This window comes from Xenophilus arseniciresistens (assembly GCF_028023875.1).
In the GTDB taxonomy this organism is placed as follows: domain Bacteria; phylum Pseudomonadota; class Gammaproteobacteria; order Burkholderiales; family Burkholderiaceae_C; genus Xenophilus; species Xenophilus arseniciresistens.
Genome location: NZ_JAQIPB010000007.1, coordinates 72,957 through 85,840, shown reverse-complemented (window position 1 = coordinate 85,840; position 12,884 = coordinate 72,957). Strand labels below are relative to the sequence as shown.

The 12,884-nt window shown below is 69.0% G+C and carries 15 protein-coding genes; 6 read left to right on the top strand and 9 right to left on the bottom strand.

Annotated features, from left to right (window positions below; all coding sequences use genetic code 11):
- Positions 1-8 precede the first annotated feature (8 nt).
- The 3 genes from dmpG (PGB34_RS15230) to PGB34_RS15220 are packed head-to-tail and all read left to right on the top strand — an operon-like array spanning position 9 to position 2,808.
- Complete coding sequence (gene dmpG / locus PGB34_RS15230) at positions 9-1,040, top strand: 4-hydroxy-2-oxovalerate aldolase (RefSeq protein WP_271428953.1); 1,032 nt, start codon at positions 9-11, stop codon at positions 1,038-1,040.
- Positions 1,041-1,071: 31 nt separating this feature from the next.
- Complete coding sequence (locus PGB34_RS15225) at positions 1,072-1,950, top strand: alpha/beta fold hydrolase (protein ID WP_271428952.1); 879 nt, start codon at positions 1,072-1,074, stop codon at positions 1,948-1,950.
- 60 nt (positions 1,951-2,010) lie between these two features.
- Entirely contained in the window at positions 2,011-2,808 is a 798-nt protein-coding gene (locus tag PGB34_RS15220; protein WP_271428951.1) for a helix-turn-helix domain-containing protein, read from the top strand.
- Positions 2,809-2,823: 15 nt separating this feature from the next.
- On the opposite strand, the gene PGB34_RS15215 is transcribed toward PGB34_RS15220, so the two are convergent.
- From PGB34_RS15215 to PGB34_RS15175, 9 genes are all read right to left on the bottom strand, one after another.
- Complete coding sequence (locus tag PGB34_RS15215; protein WP_271428950.1) at positions 2,824-3,369, bottom strand: DUF924 family protein; 546 nt, start codon at positions 3,367-3,369, stop codon at positions 2,824-2,826.
- A 42-nt stretch (positions 3,370-3,411) separates the two neighbouring features.
- A complete protein-coding gene (gene dmpG, locus PGB34_RS15210; RefSeq protein ID WP_271428949.1) occupies positions 3,412-4,461 on the bottom strand; it encodes a 4-hydroxy-2-oxovalerate aldolase in 1,050 nt (349 codons plus the stop codon).
- Between the two features lie 10 nt (positions 4,462-4,471).
- Positions 4,472-5,386: an acetaldehyde dehydrogenase (acetylating) gene (locus PGB34_RS15205; RefSeq protein ID WP_271428948.1), complete on the bottom strand. Its 915-nt coding sequence runs from the start codon at positions 5,384-5,386 to the stop codon at positions 4,472-4,474.
- Positions 5,387-5,633: 247 nt separating this feature from the next.
- On the bottom strand, positions 5,634-6,557 hold the full coding sequence (locus tag PGB34_RS15200) for a hydroxymethylglutaryl-CoA lyase (RefSeq protein ID WP_271428947.1): 924 nt from the start codon (positions 6,555-6,557) through the stop codon (positions 5,634-5,636).
- Positions 6,558-6,690: 133 nt separating this feature from the next.
- Positions 6,691-7,389 (bottom strand): ankyrin repeat domain-containing protein, encoded by a 699-nt coding sequence (locus tag PGB34_RS15195; RefSeq protein ID WP_271428946.1) that lies wholly within the window; start codon positions 7,387-7,389, stop codon positions 6,691-6,693.
- Between the two features lie 48 nt (positions 7,390-7,437).
- Positions 7,438-8,010 (bottom strand): DUF3592 domain-containing protein, encoded by a 573-nt coding sequence (locus PGB34_RS15190; RefSeq protein WP_271428945.1) that lies wholly within the window; start codon positions 8,008-8,010, stop codon positions 7,438-7,440.
- Between the two features lie 59 nt (positions 8,011-8,069).
- Entirely contained in the window at positions 8,070-8,546 is a 477-nt protein-coding gene (locus PGB34_RS15185; protein ID WP_271428944.1) for a DUF6644 family protein, read from the bottom strand.
- Positions 8,547-8,570: 24 nt separating this feature from the next.
- Positions 8,571-8,978, bottom strand: coding sequence for a DUF6152 family protein (locus tag PGB34_RS15180; protein WP_271428943.1), 408 nt, complete (start codon positions 8,976-8,978; stop codon positions 8,571-8,573).
- Between the two features lie 121 nt (positions 8,979-9,099).
- A complete protein-coding gene (locus PGB34_RS15175; RefSeq protein ID WP_271428942.1) occupies positions 9,100-9,975 on the bottom strand; it encodes a LysR substrate-binding domain-containing protein in 876 nt (291 codons plus the stop codon).
- A 194-nt stretch (positions 9,976-10,169) separates the two neighbouring features.
- Between PGB34_RS15175 and phnC the strand changes: the two genes are divergently transcribed.
- From phnC to phnE, 3 genes are all read left to right on the top strand, one after another.
- Entirely contained in the window at positions 10,170-11,000 is an 831-nt protein-coding gene (gene phnC, locus PGB34_RS15170; protein ID WP_271428941.1) for a phosphonate ABC transporter ATP-binding protein, read from the top strand.
- Between the two features lie 59 nt (positions 11,001-11,059).
- A complete protein-coding gene (phnD, locus tag PGB34_RS15165; protein WP_271428940.1) occupies positions 11,060-12,013 on the top strand; it encodes a phosphonate ABC transporter substrate-binding protein in 954 nt (317 codons plus the stop codon).
- Positions 12,014-12,096: 83 nt separating this feature from the next.
- Entirely contained in the window at positions 12,097-12,840 is a 744-nt protein-coding gene (phnE, locus tag PGB34_RS15160; RefSeq protein ID WP_408647908.1) for a phosphonate ABC transporter, permease protein PhnE, read from the top strand.
- Positions 12,841-12,884: the final 44 nt, after the last annotated feature.

The following is a 12,884-nucleotide window of genomic DNA, read 5'->3' as shown; positions in this document are numbered from 1 at the left end:
CCCGCCCGATGACCCCCCGGAAAATCTACATCTCCGACGTGACCCTGCGCGACGGCAGCCATGCCGTGCGCCACCAGTACAGCCTGGAGCAGGCCCGGCAGATCGCCCGCGCGCTGGACGAGGCGCGGGTCGATTCGATCGAAGTCGCGCATGGCGACGGCCTGCAGGGCTCGAGCTTCAACTACGGCTTCGGCGCACACACCGACCTGGAGTGGATCGCCGCCGTCGCCAGCGTCGTGAAGCACTCAAAGATCGCCACGCTGCTGCTGCCGGGCATCGGCACCGTGCATGACTTGAAGGCAGCCTACGAGGCCGGCGTGCGCGTGGTGCGCGTGGCCACGCACTGCACCGAGGCCGACGTGTCCAGGCAGCACATCGAGTACGCCCGCCACCTGGGCATGGAGGCCGTGGGCTTCCTGATGATGAGCCACATGACCACGCCGCAGGCCCTGGCGCAGCAGGCCCGGCTGATGGAAAGCTACGGGGCGACCTGCTGCTACGTGGTGGATTCCGGCGGCGCGTTGGGCATGCAGGACGTGCGCGATCGCTTTCGCGCGTTCAAGGACCTGCTGCGTCCCGAGACGCAGACCGGCATGCATGCCCACCACAACCTGAGCCTGGGCGTGGCGAACTCCATCGTGGCGGTCGAGGAAGGCTGCGACCGCATCGACGCCAGCCTGGCCGGCATGGGCGCCGGCGCGGGCAATGCGCCGCTGGAAGTGTTCGTCGCAGCGGCCGAGCGCCTGGGCTGGGCCCACGGCACCGATCTGCACCGGCTGATGGACGCGGCCGACGACATCGTGCGCCCGCTGCAGGACCGCCCGGTGCGCGTGGACCGCGAAACCCTGGCGCTGGGCTACGCGGGCGTCTACAGCTCCTTCCTGCGGCATTCCGAAGCCGCGGCCGCGAAGTACGGCCTCAAGACCGTGGACATCCTGGTCGAACTGGGCCGGCGCCGCATGGTCGGCGGCCAGGAAGACATGATCGTCGACGTGGCGCTGGACCTGCTGAGCCGCCAGCAGGAAACCGCCGCGGCCTGAGCCGGCCCCCCTCTTTCCACCAGAGAACCCCATGAGCACCTCCATTTCCGAAGCATCCACCAGCCGCTTCATCACCGTGACCGAGAACGGCCAGCCGCTGAAGCTGCACTACAACGATGTCGGCCAGGGCGAGCAGGTCGTCGTCATGCTGCACGGCTCCGGCCCCGGCGCCAGCGGCTGGGCCAACTTCCACCGCAACATCGAGCCGCTGGCCGAAGCCGGCTTTCGCGTGCTGCTGCTGGACTGCCCCGGCTGGAGCAAGAGCGACACCATCATCAGCACCGGCTCGCGCTCGGACCTCAATGCGCGCTGCCTGAAGGGCCTGCTCGACGGCCTGGGCGTGGCGCGCGTGGACATCCTCGGCAACTCGATGGGCGCGCACAGCGCCGTGGCCTTTGCGCTGGCCAACCCCGAGCGCGTCGGCAAGCTGGTGCTGATGGGCGGCGGCACGGGCGGCCCGAGCCAGTTTGTGCCGATGCTCACCGAGGGAATCAAGCTCATCGGCGCGCTCTACCGCGAGCCCACGGTCGAGAACCTCAAGCGCATGATGAACGTGTTCGTCTATGACGCCAGCAGCCTGACCGAAGAGCTGTACCAGCAGCGCCTGGCCAACATCCTCGCGCGCCGCGACCACCTCGAGAACTTCACCAAGAGCCTGCAGGTCTTTCCGAAGCAGTTCACCGACTACGGCCACCGCCTTTCGGAGATCCGCAGCGAGACCCTGGTGATCTGGGGCCGCGACGACCGGTTCGTGCCGCTGGACATCGGCCTGCGTCTGATCTGGGGCATCCCCAACGCGCAGCTGCATGTGTTCAACCAGTGCGGCCACTGGGCGCAGTGGGAGCATGCGTCCAAGTTCAACCGCATGGTGCTGCAGTTCCTGGGCCGCGGCGAGGGCCAGGGCACCTAGCACGCACGACGCCTGACGCGCCAGACTGGCCGCATCCGGCCCGCTGGCGCATCATGCGGCATGAGTTCGAATTCCGAAGGCGGTTATCGCCATTGCCAATCGCTGGTCAAGGGGCTGGACCTGCTGTCGGCACTCAACCGGCTGCCCAGCGGCTCCGGCTCGATCTCGGAGCTGGGGCGGCAGACCGGCATCCACCGGACCACGCTCAAGCGGCTGCTGGAAACCCTGCGCGAAGAGGGCTTCCTCTCGCACGACGCCGCCACCAACCACTACCGCCTCACCTTCCGCGTCCAGCAATTGAGCTACGGCTTCAGGGACACGGTCTCGCTCGTCGAGGCCGCCTGGCCCGACATGCGGGAAGTGTCCAGGGAAGTGGTCTGGCCCTGTTCGCTCGTCGTGCCCGAAGGCGAGGAGATGGTCGTCCGCGCCTCCACGCGCCTGTACAGCCGCCTGTCCTTCCACCCCGGCATGCCGGGCAGGCACATGCCCATGCTCTCCACGGCAGCCGGCCGCGCCTACTTCGCGCATGTATGCGATGACGAGCGCAGCGTGCTGCTGGACATGCTCAGGAGCCGCGACGACGAGCAGGCCGCGCTGGCGCGCGATTCGAAGCAGGTGCTTGCGCTGGTGCGGCAGACGCGCGCGCAAGGCTACGGCGTGAACATCGGCGAATGGGGAGTGGAGCCGAAGTTCGGCGCGGTGGCCGTGCCGCTGCGCGCGCACACAGGCGTGCTGGGCTCGATGAACCTGACCTTCCTGCTTCGTGCCGTGAAGGGGCAGGACGCGCTGCTCAAGCTCGTCGCGCCGCTCAAAGCCGCGGCGGCGCGGATCGAAGAGGCGTTGGCGGCCAAGGGCTGAGCGGCGCCTGCACCGTCAGAAGCTGGAACCCGGCTGCTTCAGGAACTCGATTTCCTCGTCCGTGGACGCGCGCCCGAGGATGGCATTGCGGTGCGGGTAGCGGCCGAAGCGGTCCACGATCAGCTTGTGCTTGAGCTCGAACTCGTGGTTGCCGGCCGGCGCGAAGTCGCGGAACAGCTGCTGCGCCCACACATGGATCGCGCGCGATTCGCTGTGCATGAAGGGCATGAGCAGGAAGGCGCGAGCGTCGGGCTTCAGCGCCAGATGCGCCTCGCGCTGCACCGCCTCCTGCGCCAGCGCGAGGGCCATCGCGTCCTGCGCAAAGGCCTGCGGCGTGCCGCGGAAGATGTTGCGCGAGAACTGGTCCAGCACGATCACCTCGGCCAGCCGGCCTTCGGGCGTGCTGCGCCAGCCGTGCAGCTCGGCCTGGGCGGCCGCCTGCAGCACGGGCAGGAAGCGCGCGCGCAGTTGCGCGTCGAAGGCGGCGTCCACCTTCCACCACTGCGCGGGCGTGCATTCCTCGAACCAGAAACGCAGGATGTCGGAGGCGGCAAGAGGCATGGGCGGATTATGCAAGCCGCCCTGCGCCACTGGCGCCGCGCGTCAAGCCGTCGCCGTCATCGCCTGCGCGGCCTTGCGGCTGCGCGACAGCGTGATGGCTGTGTCCTCGATCATGTCCTCCTGCCCGCCCACCATGCCGCGCCGGCCCAGCTCGACCAGGATCTCGCGCGCCGGCACGCCGTACTTCTGCTCGGCGCGCTTGGCAAAGAGCAGGAAGCTGGAGTACACGCCCGCATAGCCCAGCGTGAGCGAATCGCGGTCGACGCGGATGGGGTGGTCCATGATCGGCACCACGCGGTCTTCGGCCACGTCCTGGATCTTGAACACGTCGACGCCGGTGACGATGCCCATGCGATCGCACACCGCGACGAAGACTTCCATCGGCGTGTTGCCCGCGCCGGCGCCCAGGCCCGCGGCGGCCGCATCGATGCGGTTGGCGCCTGCGGCCACCGCGGCGATGGAGTTGGCCACGCCCATCGCGAGGTTGTGGTGGCCGTGGAAGCCCAGCTCGGTCTCGGGCTTGAGCGCCGCGCGCACGGCGCCGATGCGCGCCGTCACGTCCTCCGGCAGCATGTAGCCGGCCGAGTCGGTCACGTACAGGCAGTTGGCGCCGTAGCTTTCCATCAGCAGCGCCTGGCGCACCAGCGTCTCGGGGCTGGCCATGTGGGCCATCATGAGGAAGCCCACGGTGTCCATGCCGAGCTTGCGCGCCATCGTGATGTGCTGCTCCGACACGTCGGCCTCGGTGCAGTGCGTGGCCACGCGGATGGTGTGCACGCCCAGCTCGTGCGCCATGCGCAGATGCTCCACGGTGCCGATGCCCGGCAGCAGCAGCGCCGAGACCTTGGCCTGCTTCATCTTCGGCACCACGGTGCCGAGGTAGTCCTCGTCGCTGTGCGCGGGGAAGCCGTAGTTGACCGAGCTGCCGCCCAGGCCATCGCCGTGCGTCACCTCGATCAGCGGCACGCCGGCTTCGTCCAGGCCGGTGGCGATGTCGATCATCTGCTGCAGCGACATCTGGTGGCGCTTGGGGTGCATGCCGTCGCGCAGCGTCATGTCGTGCACCGTGACTTTCTTTCCTTGCAGGCTCATGGCGCTCTCCTCAGGCTGCGACGGGTTCGGGTTGGTAGCGGCCGTCGAGCATCGCCTCGGCGAACAGCTCGGCGGTGCGGGCCGCGGCGGCGGTCATGATGTCGAGGTTGCCGGCGTACTTGGGCAGGTAGTCGCCCAGGCCCTCGACCTCGAGGTAGATGGACACGCGCTTGCCGTCGAACACCGGGCCGTTGACCAGCCGGTAGCCGGGGACGTACTTGCGCACCTCGGCGATCATGCGGTGGACCGAGGCGGTGATGGCCTCTTGGTCGGGCTCGTCTTCGGTGAGGCAGTGCACCGTGTCGCGCATGATCAGCGGCGGCTCGGCCGGGTTGACGATGATGATGGCCTTGCCCCTGGCCGCGCCGCCCACGCGTTCCACCGCACCTGCGGTGGTGCGGGTGAACTCGTCGATGTTCTTGCGCGTGCCCGGCCCCACCGAGCGGCTGGACACGGTGGCGACGATCTCGCCATAGGCCACGGGCTGCACCTGAGAAACCGCGGCCACCATCGGGATGGTGGCCTGCCCGCCGCAGGTGACCATGTTCACGTTCATCGGGTGCTCGTCGAGCTGCGCCGCGAGGTTCACGGGCGGCACGCAATAAGGCCCGATGGCCGCCGGCGTGAGGTCGATCATCAGCACGCCCAGCGCGTTGAGCCTGGCGCTGTTTTCGGCATGCACATAGGCGCTGGTGGCGTCGAAGGCGATCTGCACGCCGTCGGCCAGCACATGCGGCAGCAGGCCGTCCACGCCGTCGGCGGTGGTCTTCAGGCCCATCTCCTTCGCACGCTTGAGGCCGTCGGACCCGGGGTCGATGCCCACCATCCACACCGGCTCCAGCACCGGGCTGCGCTGCAGCTTGGCCAGCAGGTCGGTGCCGATGTTGCCGGGCCCGATCAGCGCGCACTTGATCTTCTTGCTCATGGGAGTTCCTTCACTTGCTCAATCCATCTGAAATGGACGACAAGTGCGCCGCCCGCCGCTTGAGGGGCAAGAGGCATGCCAGGAAGCCAAGTCCTTGATTTGAAAGAAGGCGCAGGGCCAGAAAGGCCAGAACCTGGGGTGGACCCGGATGCTCAGTTGATCATTTGCTGCAGTGCCGCTTCATCAAATGATCAACTCCGGCTGCGGTGCCGAAGGCGCGCGCGCAGGACGGCCTCGCGGCCCGCGTTCAGCCCGCGCGCTTGATGCGGATGGCCTTGGACACGCGCGAATGCGGCTCGCGGCCCAGGGCCTGGCTGATGTAGACGCCGGCGTCGATCAGCGCGTCCAGGTCGATGCCGGTGTCGATGCCCATGCCCTGCAGCAGGTACACCACGTCTTCGGTCGCCACGTTGCCCGTGGCGCCCTTGGCGTAGGGGCAGCCGCCCAGGCCGGCCACCGAGGACTGGAAGTTCCACACGCCCATGCCCAGCGCGGCCAGCGTGTTCGACAGCGCCTGGCCGTAGGTGTCGTGGAAGTGGCCCGAGATCTCGGCGATGTCGAAGTGCGCCTGCGTGGCCTCGATGGCGCGCTGCACCTTCAGCGGCGTGCCCACGCCGATGGTGTCGGCCACGTCCACGCGCTGCACGCCGATGCCCTTCATCAGGCCGGCCAGGTAGCCCACCTTCTCGGGCGCGATCTCGCCTTCATAGGGGCAGCCCACGGTGCAGCTCATGGCGCCGCGCACGGCGATGCCCTGCGCGCGCGCGGCCTCCACCACGGGGGCGAAGCGCTCGATGCTTTCGGCGATGGAGCAGTTGATGTTCTTCTGGCTGAAGGCCTCGCTGGCGGCGCCGAAGACCACGATCTCGTCGGGCCATTCGGCGCGCGGCGCGGCCAGCGCGGCTTCCAGCCCCTTCATGTTGGGCGTGAGCACCGAATAGCGCACGCCGGCCTGGCGCTCGATGCCGTGCAGCACCTGCGCGTTGTCGGCCATCTGCGGCACCCACTTCGGGCTCACGAAGCTGGTGACCTCGATCTCCTTCAGGCCGGCCGCCTGCAGGCGCTGCACCAGCTCCACCTTCACAGCCGCGGGCACGGGCTGCTTTTCGTTCTGCAGGCCATCGCGCGGGCCGACGTCGATGATCTTCACGCGAGAGGGATAGGAAGCCATGGGGTGTCGTCTCTGAATCTGGGGCATGTGGGCTCTGCAAGGCTACGCGATCCGGGCGCACCGCGTCTGCCAAGATCGTTGCAAATCGCGCCAGGCGCAGGGTCATGCGCAGGGTCAGGCGCGCTTTTCTCTTTCAGCGGGCGCCGGCCGCGGCCAGCAGGCGCGCGGTTTCGCTGTGGCCGCGCTGGCGCGCATGCTGCAGCGGCGTCACGCCTTCGCGATCGGCCAGATTCACATCGGCCCCGGCCTCGATCAGCAGCTTGACGATCTGCTGATGGCGCGGCCCGCCATCGCTGAGCACGATGGCCTCGAGCAGGCCGGTCCAGCCCAGGCGGTTCACATGGTCCACGTCCATGCCGGCCGCGATCAGGGTGCGCACGGTTTCCACATGGCCGCGTTCGCAGGCCGGGATCAGCGCCGTGCCGCCATAGCGGTTGGTGCTGCGCAGGTCGGCGCCATGCGCCAGCGTGAGCTTCAGGATCTCCAGGTGCCCGCGCGCGCCGGCATAGAGGTAGGGGCTGTCCTGGATCGCGTCCTTGGCGTTGACGTCGGCACCGGCCTCGATGAGCAGGCGCGCGGCCGGCACCAGGTTGGCATGCGTGGCCAGCAGCAGCGGCGTGCGGGCCTGCGCGTCGCGTGCGTCCACCGCCGCGCCGGCGGCCAGCAGCTGGCGCAGCCTGCCCAGGTCATTGGCCTGCACGGCCCGGTGCAAGGGGGTCGAATTCATGGCGGCATCTGCTCCGCTCTGGGCCAGGGCGCGAGGGGTGTTGGCCAGCTGCAGCAGCATCAGGCCCGGTGCGGCGGCGCTCAGCCAGTGGCGGCGGTTGATCATCCGGGCGATCCTATCAACCGGCCCGCGCGCAGCGCCGCCCAAAAAGCCTCAGCGCCGCGCCGCCCGGCGCCGCGGGCGCATCCACCACAAGGGCAAGAGGCCGCAGATCCACAGGCCCAGGCCGAACAGGATCAGCAGCACACCCGTGACGGGCACCCCGGGCGTCAGCAGCGAGCGTGCGGGCGAGTCCGGGTCGTAGTGGGCCGTGACGCGGCTGCCCACCGGGAAGCTCCGCACGATCCCTTCTGCATGTTCCTGGCCCAGCAGCTTGCCTTCGTCGTCCAGGCTGCGGCGCGTGCCGGCATGGCGCTGCCCCGCCAGCTCGAAGGTGTAGCGCAGCTCCACGGCATAGACCTTGCCGTTGGCGTTGCGCGTGCGCCCGCTGGTCTTTTGCACGACGCCAGCATGCACGACCTGCGCTGGCGCCGAGGGCCAGCCGCGGGACTGCAGCCCCTCGATCACCTGGCCGCCGCCCAGGTACAGCAGCCAGCCGCCGCCGCCGAAGAGCACGAGCGCGAAGCCCCCGCCCACCACGAGGGCGAAGGCCCACAGCGCAAGCTTCATGCCGAAGGAGGTGTTGGGTGCAAAGCGCATGGCCGTGCCGTTGGTGCAGGCCTGCATTCTGGGCACAAGACGAACGCAGCCCCATCGGCTGTTCGGCATCGGCCGGACGAGGAGGCTCAGAGAAAGCCGATCCACCGCCCCGCGAGCAGCACCGAAAGCCACAGCAGCAGCGACAGCCGGGCCCGCCAGCGCACGCCGGCCGCGGGCCGCGCGCCCGCCAGCACCCCGCGCCAGCCCGGCGCCGCATGCTGCCAGGCCACGTTGAGCAGCGCGGCCAGCAGCAGGCCCATCTTCCACAGGAAGGCCGGGTTCTGCACGTACTCCACCGGCCGCACGCTGAACAGCCACAGCCCCGTGAGCAGCGCCAGCCCCAGGCCCGCAGCCGCGGTGCGCGACAGCGTGGGCGCCAGCACGGCCAGCGCAGCGCCGCCCCGCAGCCAGCCGGCCAGGCGCAGGTCCAGCGCAACGATGGCGCCCAGCAGCAGCGCCAGGCCCAGGATGTGGGCCGTGTTGACGAACAGGTAGGCCGTGCCCGAACCCTGCAGCCAGCGCGCGCCGGGCCAGGCGCCGATCAGTGTCAGCCAGGCTTCCACGAGCCGCTTTGCAGCGCGCCGCGCTCAGTTGCGGATGCGCTCGGGGTACATGTCGTAGGGCTTGCCGTCGAGCGTGATGCGCACGGCCTTCATGTGCAGCCTGGCATGGTCCTGGTGGCGGTTGCCCAGCACCACGATGGCGTCGCCCACCTTGGCCGTCTCGCCCGTGAAGCCCGAGCGTTGCGTCTGCGAGGGGTTGCCCAGATCCACCTGCCAACTGCGCCCGTCGGCCGCCTTCACGCGCAGGGTGGGATGCGGCGGCGCCATCGAAATGGCCTCCAGCGTGCCGTTGAGCGTGATCTGCTCGCCATCGGCCCACGACCAGCCATGGTGGGCCTGCGCGGCGGTGCCCGCCAGCACGGCCAGCAGCAGCACAGGCAGCACCGCACGCCGCGCGCGCTGCGAAAGCTTCTTCTCTTGCACAGTAGCCATGGGAAGCACTCCTTGTGTGTGTGAAGCAGGCGTGCGGCCAGCATAGCGGGGGTGGGCAATCCAGCGCGTGGGTGCGGGGCATTGGAAGGTGCGCCCGGGCAGCAGGAGCCGCGCGGCAGCGTCATGGCGCCTGCGGCCGCCCCTGCTGCGCGCAACGGATGAAGGCGCGCACCAGGGCGCCTTCCTGCCGCTCGGCCAGGCAGACCACATGGGCGTAGGTGCGCACCGTGGCGTCGTTCAGGCGCACGGCGCGCAGGCCGGGGCCGGGCACGTACTCCACCTCCGACACGGCCGCGATGCCCACGTTCTGGAGCACCGCCTCGCGGATGATCTCGCGGCTGGCGATCTCCATCACCACCTCGGGCCTGACGCCGGCGGCCTGCAGGGCCGTCTCGATGGCCTTGCGCGTGGTCGAGCCCTGCTCCCGCAGGATCAGCCGCTCGCCCTCCAGCTCCCTGATGCTGATGCTGCGCCGCTGGGCGAAGCGGTGCTGCGCCGAGCACGAGATGGCCACGGCATGCTCGCTGTAGGGCACCGAGACGAAGCGGCTGTCCTGCGCCACCTGCGCCAGCACGCCCACGTCGGCGCTGTAGTTCGCCAGCCGCGCCAGCACCTCCTGCGAATTCCCGGTGCTGACGGACACCTTGATGCCGGGGTAGCACTGGTTGAAGGACACCAGCATGCGCGTCACGTGCGAGGGCCCCACTGCCGCCACGCGCAGGTGGCCCGTGCGCAGCTCGCCCGACTCGCGCAGCAACTGCACGGCCTCGGCCTCCAGGTCGAACATCTGGCGCGACAGGCCCAGCAGCCGCTCCCCCATCTCCGTCGGCACGGCCCGGCGGCCCATGCGGTGAAAGAGTTCGACCCCGTAGAGGGTTTCGAGCTGGCCGACCTGGGTGGTGATGGTGGGCTGGCTCACGTGCAGGCTCCTGGCGGCGGCCGTGAAGCTGCCGCTGGTGGCCACGGCGTGGAAGGAGCGCAGTTGGGTCAGTCGCATGACGGTCTCGCTGGGCGGGCCGGCTGGCCGCCCCAAACCATAGATTCAATCAATGGTTTGTTGCAGAAACTTGTATGGACTGAATTGTTTCGGGGGCTTTGAACGTCACGGAACTGTCAAACGGCCTCCAAATACTGCCGGGATTCCTTCTTCTTCCAGCGCATCGCCGCCCCGGCGCTGCGCCCCCGAACACCATGAATCCCACTGTCCTGAGCGCGCAAGCCGTCAGTCGCAGCTTCGGCAAGCACCAGGCGCTGCGCAAGGTGTCGCTGGAGGTCCGCCGCGGCGAGCGCGTGGCCCTGCTGGGCGCCTCCGGCTCCGGCAAATCCACGCTGATCCGCTGCCTGTGCGGCCTTGAAAGCACCGACGCCGACGGCGGCCGGATCGAAGCCTTCGGCCAGCTGCTGCAGGCCAAGGGACGCATCAGTCCCGAGATCCGCGCCCTGCGCCGGCGCATCGGCGTGATCTTCCAGCAGTTCAACTTGGTCGGCCGCCTGAGCGTGATGCACAACGTGATGACCGGGCTGGCGGCCGAGGCGCCCCTGTGGCGCGCGCTGAGCGGCCGCTACGCCGAGGCCGACCAGGCCCGTGCGCTCGACGCGCTCGATGCGATCGGCCTGGCGCCGCAGGCCTTCCAGCGCGCTTCCACGCTGTCGGGCGGCCAGCAGCAGCGCGCCGCCATCGCGCGGGTGCTGCTGCAGGGCGCCGAGCTGGTGCTGGCCGACGAGCCGGTGGCCTCGCTGGACCCGCAGTCCACGCACCGCGTCATGGAACAGCTCGCCGCGCTCAACCGCGAAGCCGGCATGACCTTGGTGGTCAGCCTGCACCACGTGGCCCTGGCGCAGCGCTACTGCGAGCGCGTGGTCGCGCTGCGCGACGGCGCGCTGGTCTTCGACGGCCCCAGCTCCGCCCTGACACCCGGCTTCCTGCAACACCTGTACGGCACGGCCGCGGCCGATCTGCTGCATGAACCCGGCACCGACGCCTCCGTCAACGACTCGCGCCACCTGGCGCTGGCCGCCTGAGCGTCGCCACTCCCGCCCCAACCGTTTCCCGCCCTCATCCCCAACCCAAGGCAACTCCCATGTTCAAGCTCCGCACCCTCGCCATCGCCGCGCTGTCGGCCGCCGCGGCCTTCGCCGCCCAGGCGCAAGAGATCAACTTCGGCATCATCGCCACCGACTCGGCCTCCACCCAGCGCGAGCGCTGGGAGCCCTTCTTCAAGGACATGGAGAAGAAGACCGGCCTGACGGTCAAGTCCTTCTACGCCCCCGACTATGCCGGCGTGGTCGAAGCCATGCGCTTCAACAAGATCCAGGTGGCGTGGTACGGCAACAAGGCCGCCATGGAGGCCGTCGACCGCGCCAACGGCGAAGTCTTCGCGCAGGTGATGTTTGCCGACGGCAGCTTCGGCTACAAGAGCCTTCTGATCACGCGCCAGGACAGCCCCCTGAAGTCCTGGGAGGACGTGCAGCGCAACGCCAAGTCGCTGAACTTCGGCATCGGCGATCCGAACTCCACCTCGGGCTTCCTGGTGCCGTCCTTCTACCTGTTCTCCAAGAACAAGATCGACTACCGCACCACCTTCAAGACCATGCGCAACGCCAGCCACGGCGCCAACATCCAGGCCGTGCTGGCCAAGCAGGTCGATGTGGCCACCAACAACACCGAAGAGATCGACAAGCTCAAGGCGGTCAAGCCCGAGCTGGCCAGCCAGATCAAGGTGCTGTGGGAAAGCCCGCTGATCCCCAGTGACCCCTTCGTGTGGCGCAAGGACCTGGACCCGGCCGTCAAGGCCAAGCTCAAGCAGTTCGTGCTGAACTACGCCAAGAGCGACGAGCAGGAAAAGACCATCCTCAAGAACATCTACAACTACGGCGGTTTCCGCGAGTCCAGCAACGACCAGCTCACGCCCATCCGCCAGCTGGAGCTGTTCAAGGAGCGCAGCAAGGTCGAGCATGACGCCGCGCTGGACGCAGCCACCCGCGCCAAACAACTGGCCGAGATCGACGCCAAGCTGGCGGCGCTGAAGCTGTGAGCGCGAGCGCGTTGGACCACCGCGCGCCCAGCGCGGCTTCGCTGGAGCGGCTGCGCCAGCGCGCCGAAAGCGAGCGCCCCGGTCTGCTGACCTACGTCGCCTGGGGCGCGGTGCTCGGGCTTCTGGCCTGGGCATGGCGCGGCGCCGAGATCCGGCCGCTGGACCTGATCCGCGACTCCGGCAACATCGGCACCCTCGCCCGCGATTTCTTTCCGCCCGACTTCAGGGACTGGCGCATCTACGGCAAGGAGATGCTGGTCACGATCCACATCGCGATCTGGGGCACGCTGCTGGCGGTCGTGGCGGCCGTGCCGGCCGGCCTGCTGTGCGCATCGAACGTGGCGCCGGCCTGGGTGCACCAGCCCATGCGCCGCCTCATGGACGCCTGCCGCGCCATCAACGAGATGGTGTTCGCGATGCTGTTCATCGTGGCCGTGGGGCTGGGGCCGTTCGCGGGCGTGCTGGCCCTGGCCATCCACACCACCGGCACGCTGGCCAAGCTCTTTTCCGAATCGGTGGAGGCCATCGATCCGCGGCCCGTGGAAGGCATCCGCGCCACCGGGGCGCACCGGCTGGTCGAAGTGATCCATGGCGTGATCCCGCAGGTGCTGCCGCTGTGGCTCAGCTTCACGCTGTACCGCTTCGAATCCAACGTGCGTTCGGCCTCGGTCGTCGGCATGGTGGGCGCAGGCGGCATCGGCGTGGTGCTGTACGAGGTCATCCGCAGCTTCCAGTACGGGCAGACCGCCGCCGTGCTGCTGATCCTCGTGGTCACCGTCTCGCTGATCGACCTGGTGTCGGCCAAGGTGCGCAAGCGCTTCATCTGAGCCCCCCGGGTGCGCAGCACCCTCCCGAAGAAAGACAAATCCTG